We start from the raw sequence: 6,341 nt of genomic DNA, 5'->3' as shown, positions 1-6,341 counted from the left end.
GGCCGGGACCGGCTACTCTTTGAACTTGTACCCGACGCCCTTGACGGTTTCGATGTACTTGCTTCCGATCTTCTCGCGGATCTTTCGCACATGCACATCCACGGTCCGGTCGACCACGTAGACGTCCGGGCCCCACACTTCATCCAGGATCTCCTGCCGGGAAAACACTTTCCCGGGATGTGACGCGAGGAAGTAAAGCAGCTCGAATTCTTTTCTCGGAAGCCGCATCTCTTCCTCCTCGTCATTTTCGCCCTGGTAGACAAGGTAGCGGTCGCGGTCTACCGTCAGGTTATGCACGGACAGCTTATCGGGGGCGACCTCGTAGCGGCGGGCGGAGCGGAGCAGGGCCTTCGTCTGGCTCAAGATGACCGAGACGCTGACCGGCTTGCTGAGGTAGATGTCCGCCCCCACATCCAGGCCGGCCACCTGGTCTTCTTCCTCGCTGCGGGCGGTCAGCATCATAATCGGGATGGTGCGAAGGTGCGCATCCTTCCGGAGACGACGGCACGCCTCGATTCCGTCCATCCGCGGCATCATGATGTCGAGGATGATCAGGTCCGGCGCCTCCTCGCGGGCGACATCGAGGGCTTCGACGCCATCCCGCGCCAGAATCGTATTGTAGCCCTCCTGCTCCAGGTTGTATTCCAGCAGATCGAGCAGGTCTTCCTCATCGTCCACGACGAGGATCGTCAGGGCATCGGAGCGCGATTCTTCCACGGGCGTAAGGGGGAGGGTTCGCGGTAAGTGGGCGTGACCATTCTACCCGTAGAGCGAGCAGTGCGTTGTTATCGAATGTTTATTATCGATCCCGGGACGTGGAGAATGCGCATTCTTCTTCGCGCCTTAGCCGGACACGCCGCGCCGGAACGTCCCGTGCATGACGCGTTTCTGATGAAGCACCGCCTCCCCATTCGTCCCGCCCCCTCCCGTGTCATCCCTGATTCGCCGGGTGAAAGCGGCCGTTGCCAGTCCCCACGATCGCCCGATCCTGGATCTTGCTGTTCCCGCGCTGGCCGGTCTCGCCGCCGACCCGCTCGTCTCGCTCGTGGATACGGCGTTCGTTGGCCAGCTGGGCCCCGTGCCGCTTGCGGCGCTTGGGATCAACGCGTCCGTCTTCTCGATGACGTTCGTCATCTTCAACTTCCTGGCGTACGGCACAACGCCGCGCGTGGGACGAGCCGTTGGCCATGGTGACCGGGAGGAGGCGTCGCGCGTCGTCATGCGCGCGCTCCTGCTTGCTGTGTTGGCCGGCGCCGTTGCCCTCGCCCTGCTCCAGGGATTCGCCCGGCCCATCCTCCGCGTGATGGGGGCCGGGGACGAACTCATGGAGCCCGCACTCACCTACCTTCGCATCCGAGCGTGCGCAGGCCCCGCCGTCTTGCTCATCACCGCCAGTCACGGCGCCTTCCGGGGCTACCAGGACACGAGAACCCCGATGAAGGTCACGATCTGGTTTAACATTCTGAACGCTGCGCTCGACCCCATCTTGATCTTCGGGCTCGACTGGGGCCTGGCGGGCGCGGCAACCGCCACGGTCGTGGCCCAGTGGACCGGCGCCGTAACGTTTCTCGTGCTTCTCCTCCATCGGCGACGGGAGGCCCTGGGCATCCGGCCGCTCGTCCCCCGCCTCCGCTCGCTGGGCGCCTTCCTGACCATCGGTCGCGACATGTTCATCCGCACCTCCGCTCTCGTCGGCACGATGACGTTGGCCACGGCGATAGCGACCCGGATCGGCACGACGGCTGTGGCCGCGCACCAGGTTGCCGCCCAGTTGTGGCTCTTTCTCGCGCTCCTGGTGGATGCCCTGGCGGTATCGGGGCAGGCACTGGTCTCGAAGCATCTCGGCGCAGGCGATGAAGACGCCGCACGCTCCGTCGCTAATCGCCTGCTACAGTGGGGGGCCGGCGTCGGCGTCGCCCTCGGTCTCGCATTTTACGCGCTTCAACCTGTCCTGCCCGACTTCTTCACCGATGACCCGGCGACCGTTGCGGCTGTCCTGGCGATCTTCCCGTTCGTCGCGCTTCTTCAGCCGTTGAACGGCGTCGTGTTCGTCTGGGACGGGTTGTACATGGGCGCGGAGGCCTTCGGCTACCTGGCGAAGGCGATGCTGCTCTCGGCGGGCGCCGCCGCGGTCGTCCTGCTTCTCGCTCGCCCTTTGGGCTGGGGCCTCCCCGGCGTCTGGTGGGGCATCACCACGCTGATGGCCGTCCGCCTTGTCACACTTGCCATTCCATACGCCCGAGGCACACTGCTAAGAACGGACTAGCTCACCGTTCAACATGTCCCTTGACGTTTTCAGGTCCGGTATTGCGTTCAGCGTTCAGCGCTCAGCGCTGCGACTGACCCACCCGCCAAACAGCTTTTCAAAATTCCACATCCCGAACCCATAATTCCCAATCCTTGTATCTTGAAACTGGTGCTCAATCCCAAATCCGAAATCCTACCCAACGCCCCAACGCCTCAACGCCTCAACAATCCAACGCCTCAACAAACCAACGCCCGTACGTTTCATCATTTTCCGTCTGGCGGCTGTCGCTTCCATGACACGGGTCGTATGTTACCGGGTCTCTGATGTCGCTTGCTCTGCTCCACTTTCACCTGCATGCCCTCGCTTCCTCTGACCCTCTTCCCCCTGATCGCCCAGGCGGCCCCTCCGACCCTCACGATGGATATGTTCGTCGTGCTTGGGATCGTAGGGGTTGCACTCGTGCTGTTCGTCTCGGAATGGCTGCCGATGGACGTCACGGCGATCGGGCTTATGGTGCTCGTGATCGTGCTGGAACCGTGGACGAAGGTGGCGCCCACCGATGGGGTATCGGGATTTGCAAGCACGGCGACCATCACCGTCCTCGCCATGTTCATCCTCAGCGAGGGCGTCCGGCAAACAGGCTTGCTGCAGCGACTCGGCAATCGCATCGCCACCTACACCGCCGAGAATCCGCTCAAACGCTTCGCTATGATCGTCGGGATGTCCGGCTCCACGGCCGGTATCATCAACAACACCCCGGTCGTCGCGATGATGATACCCATGGTCTCCGGCATCGCGAAGAAAACGCGCACGTCGCCGTCCAAGCTCTTAATGCCGGTCTCGTTCGCGGCCATGATGGGCGGGACGCTGACCCTGATCGGGACATCGACCAACATCCTGGCATCGGACGTGTCCGAGCGACTCATCGGAAAGCCGTTCGGCATGTTCGAGTTCACTGGGCTCGGCGCTATCGTTCTGCTCGCGGGATCGCTGTATCTCATCTTCGTCGGCCGGCACCTCATCCCGGAGCGCATCAAGCCGGAGGAAGATCTGACCGACGAGTTCGAGATGGCGGGATACCTGTCCGAGGTCGTGATTCGCGATGACTCTCCGCTCGTCGGACGCACCGTAGAAACGGTCCTGAACGACATGCAGGAGGACGTCGACATCGTCCAGATCATCCGAGACGACGAGGTCTTTCCCGCTCCGATCATGAACAAGCAGTTTCGTGCGGGGGACCTTTTGATTCTCCGGACGCGACGCGACACCCTATTCTACCTCATGGATACAGCCGGGCTCCTGCCGGCGGCGAAGGCCCGCATCACGGAGGAAGACTTCGACATCGAGGACAAGGGCGAGCAGCTGGTGGAGGTCGTTCTCCTCTCAGAAAACCCGATGCTTGGGAAAACCATCCGCTCGTCGCTCTTCACGCAGCGTTACGACGCCCTCGTTCTGGCCGTACGCCGGCGGGGAATGAACTTCACCGACCGCATCGACGAGATCCCGCTTCAGGGAGGCGACACCCTCCTGCTCCAGGCATCTCCACGCGCGATGAAGCGGTTCGAAGGAAACCGAACCTTCGTGCTCATTCAGGAGAGCGAAGATCCTTCCTTCCGTCGCGAAAAAACGGGTATCGCGCTGGGCATCGTCGCCGCAGTCATCGGCGTGGCCGGACTCGGCATTACGTCGATCCTGGTCTCGGCCCTGGCAGGTGTCTTCTTTATGATCGTCAGCGGCTGCGTACAGGCCAACGAGATCTACAAATCTGTCGACTGGAGCGTGATCTTCCTGCTCGCCGGGGTCATCCCCCTCGGCATGGCAATGGAACGGTCCGGCCTTGCCGAGTACCTCGCGTTCAGGCTGGCCGATGCAAGCGGGTCGCTATCCGGGCTCACGCTCCTGTTCGTCTTCTACATCTTCACCTCGCTCATCACTCAGGTCATCAGCAATAACGCGAGCGTCATCCTCATGATACCGGTCGCCGTCGAAGCCGCACAGCTGGCCGGCGCAAACCCGTACTCGTTTATCCTGTCGGTCACCTTCGCAGCAAGCTGTGCCCTCCTGACGCCCGTCGGCTACCAGACGAACCTGATGGTTTACGGCCCGGGCGGCTACCGTTTCACCGACTTCCTCCGTGTCGGCGGCCCCCTTCAGATCCTTCTCGCCGTCGTCACATGCCTCGGGATCGCGTTGATCTACGGCGTCTGACCTGAATCGGTCAGGGCAAAAAAAAATTTGGGCGGTGCGACCCGACGGGATCGACCCTTCTATAGCTCTCGCTACCGACCCCGGAGCCCACTCCGAATCCAGCAGAGGACGTTATATATTCTGGTACGTCGGGGTCTTACAGGGAGAGACCTACCTGACACGCGCCCCGAGATCATGCCTGTTCGCTTCGCTGTTTGCTCCCTGCTCCTTTGCTGGCTCGTACCCGTATTACTCACCGGGACCGCCTGTGGTCAGCCGCTCGCGGACACCGTATTCACCTGGCGCGGATACGCCCTCGAGGCGCGTGCACAGGTCCAGGTCTACCCGGCGCCGCCCGACGACGAGCGCCGAGACCGGACGGTCGTCGTCCGCGAACTCGCCGAAAACCGGGGACCGTCCACGATGGACGACGTCCGCTACCTGGCCGACCGCATCGGGCGTACCTTCCGGATCGACCCGGCCCGCGTCTACTGGATCATCCACTGGGGCGCCTTTTCGCACCCGGGCGGCCGCGGATCAAAGGAACTGTTCCTGCGCGTCACCTTTCGCCGGTCCGAGAGCGGGCGTCTGAGCTCTCCATACTGGAGAGCCGTAACGAAAACAGACGTTCGAGAACTCACCGATCGCCGCTACCGCTTCTCCGTGCCGGATCGATCGACCGATACCGGCGACGTCGATATGACACCGGCATCCGATGCGCGCCGATAAAAAAGCGCCGCCTGTCTCCCACAGACAGACGGCGCGATACTCATCGGTTTCACCAGAGGACCCCACGGTAACCATTCGAAGGCGGATGCCTGACGGTATGCTCCCGTCGAGCCCTCCTTCCCACACTCACACAACGTGGATGTAGGGAAAATTATTACAGGGGCGCTCCGGATTTTCCGATTTTGCACCGATCCTCCGCCCATGGTTCACGCCGGACGGACCTCGACATGATATGCCGCACGACGGCGTAGCCGGGTCGTGGGATGGGCGAGAACCGGCTCGCACTCCCTCCGCTGTCGGTCGCTCAGGGCGCACCCCAAGAGCACTTCCTCACTCCCTCCGCTGTCGGTCGCTCAGGGCGCAAGGCGTTCGAGGGTCCATCCGTCGTCGTCCCGACGATAGCGAAGACGATCGTGCAGGCGATTGGGGCGGCCCTGCCAGAACTCGACCGTTCGCGGCTTAACGACGTAGCCGCCCCAGTGCGGAGGTCGCGGGACGTCTCCCTCACTGTACTCCCCCGACACCAGCTCAAGACGCTTCTCAAGGACTTCCCGGCTGTCGATGACGCGGCTCTGGGGCGACGCCCACGCCCCGAGTTGGCTGCCGTGCGGGCGGCTGTGAAAGTACTCTGTGGACTCCTCCTCCGGTAGCTTCTCGACTTCACCCTCGATCCGAACCTGGCGCTCCAGCGGTTCCCACCAGAAGACGAGCGCTGCATGCGGATTCGCGCTGATCTGGCGACCTTTCTGGCTTTCGTAATTGCTGTAGAACACGAACCCCCGTTCGTCCACGCCTTTCAGCAGGACAATCCGCGCCGCCGGCCGACCCACCTCATCGGTCGTGGCAAGCGTCATCGCGTTCGGCTCCTCGACTTCTGCCTCCAGCGCTTCGTCGAACCACGTTTCGAATTGCTCGACGGGATTGGCCCGTACATGGTCGTGATCGAGCTCGTGCTTGGCGTATTCCTGTCGCAGGTCCGCTATGCTCATGCGTGCGTCGTTGGTGTCACAAAAAGGGTGGACCGGGACAACGACCCACGCGATGCGACCGTTTCGTGGCACCCCGGTCGTTGCAAGGATCGCACGTATGTCCGAGCGAAGGCACCCCCTAACGGTCCGGTCCCGTCCGCGTCCCCTACCACCAGATCTCCATACGAAGGCCCCGGCCGTTCACCGGG

The 6,341-nt window shown here is 62.7% G+C and carries 5 protein-coding genes; 3 read left to right on the top strand and 2 right to left on the bottom strand.

From position 1 onward, the window contains the following. Positions 1–12: 12 nt before the first annotated feature. On the bottom strand, positions 13–717 hold the full coding sequence (locus ACFCU0_RS15490; protein ID WP_434974588.1) for a response regulator transcription factor: 705 nt from the start codon (positions 715–717) through the stop codon (positions 13–15). A gap of 211 nt (positions 718–928) precedes the next feature. On the opposite strand from ACFCU0_RS15490, the gene ACFCU0_RS15485 reads away from it, so the two are divergent. From ACFCU0_RS15485 to ACFCU0_RS15475, 3 genes are all read left to right on the top strand, one after another. Continuing rightward, positions 929–2,266, top strand: coding sequence for an MATE family efflux transporter (locus ACFCU0_RS15485; protein WP_434974587.1), 1,338 nt, complete (start codon positions 929–931; stop codon positions 2,264–2,266). A gap of 336 nt (positions 2,267–2,602) precedes the next feature. Further along, on the top strand, positions 2,603–4,456 hold the full coding sequence (locus ACFCU0_RS15480; protein WP_434974586.1) for an SLC13 family permease: 1,854 nt from the start codon (positions 2,603–2,605) through the stop codon (positions 4,454–4,456). Between the two features lie 174 nt (positions 4,457–4,630). Continuing rightward, positions 4,631–5,164 (top strand): hypothetical protein, encoded by a 534-nt coding sequence (locus ACFCU0_RS15475; protein ID WP_434974585.1) that lies wholly within the window; start codon positions 4,631–4,633, stop codon positions 5,162–5,164. A 353-nt stretch (positions 5,165–5,517) separates the two neighbouring features. Here the strand turns inward: ACFCU0_RS15475 and pdxH are convergent, their stop codons facing one another. Continuing rightward, positions 5,518–6,153, bottom strand: a complete 636-nt coding sequence (gene pdxH / locus ACFCU0_RS15470; protein WP_434974584.1) for a pyridoxamine 5'-phosphate oxidase — start codon at positions 6,151–6,153, stop codon at positions 5,518–5,520. Positions 6,154–6,341: the final 188 nt, after the last annotated feature.

The sequence above is a fragment of the Longibacter sp. genome (assembly GCF_051155795.1).
Lineage (GTDB): Bacteria > Bacteroidota > Rhodothermia > Rhodothermales > Salinibacteraceae > Longibacter.
Note: the sequence above shows the minus strand (reverse complement) of the source record. Positions and strands in the feature narration are given on the sequence as shown.

Excerpts from the sequence above, each read along its gene's own strand:
- ACFCU0_RS15480 (WP_434974586.1), top strand. The coding sequence starts at position 2,603 with ATGCCCTCGCTTCCTCTGACCCTCTTCCCCCTGATCGCCCAGGCGGCC.
- ACFCU0_RS15475 (WP_434974585.1), top strand. The coding sequence starts at position 4,631 with ATGCCTGTTCGCTTCGCTGTTTGCTCCCTGCTCCTTTGCTGGCTCGTA.
- pdxH (WP_434974584.1), bottom strand. The coding sequence starts at position 6,153 with ATGAGCATAGCGGACCTGCGACAGGAATACGCCAAGCACGAGCTCGAT.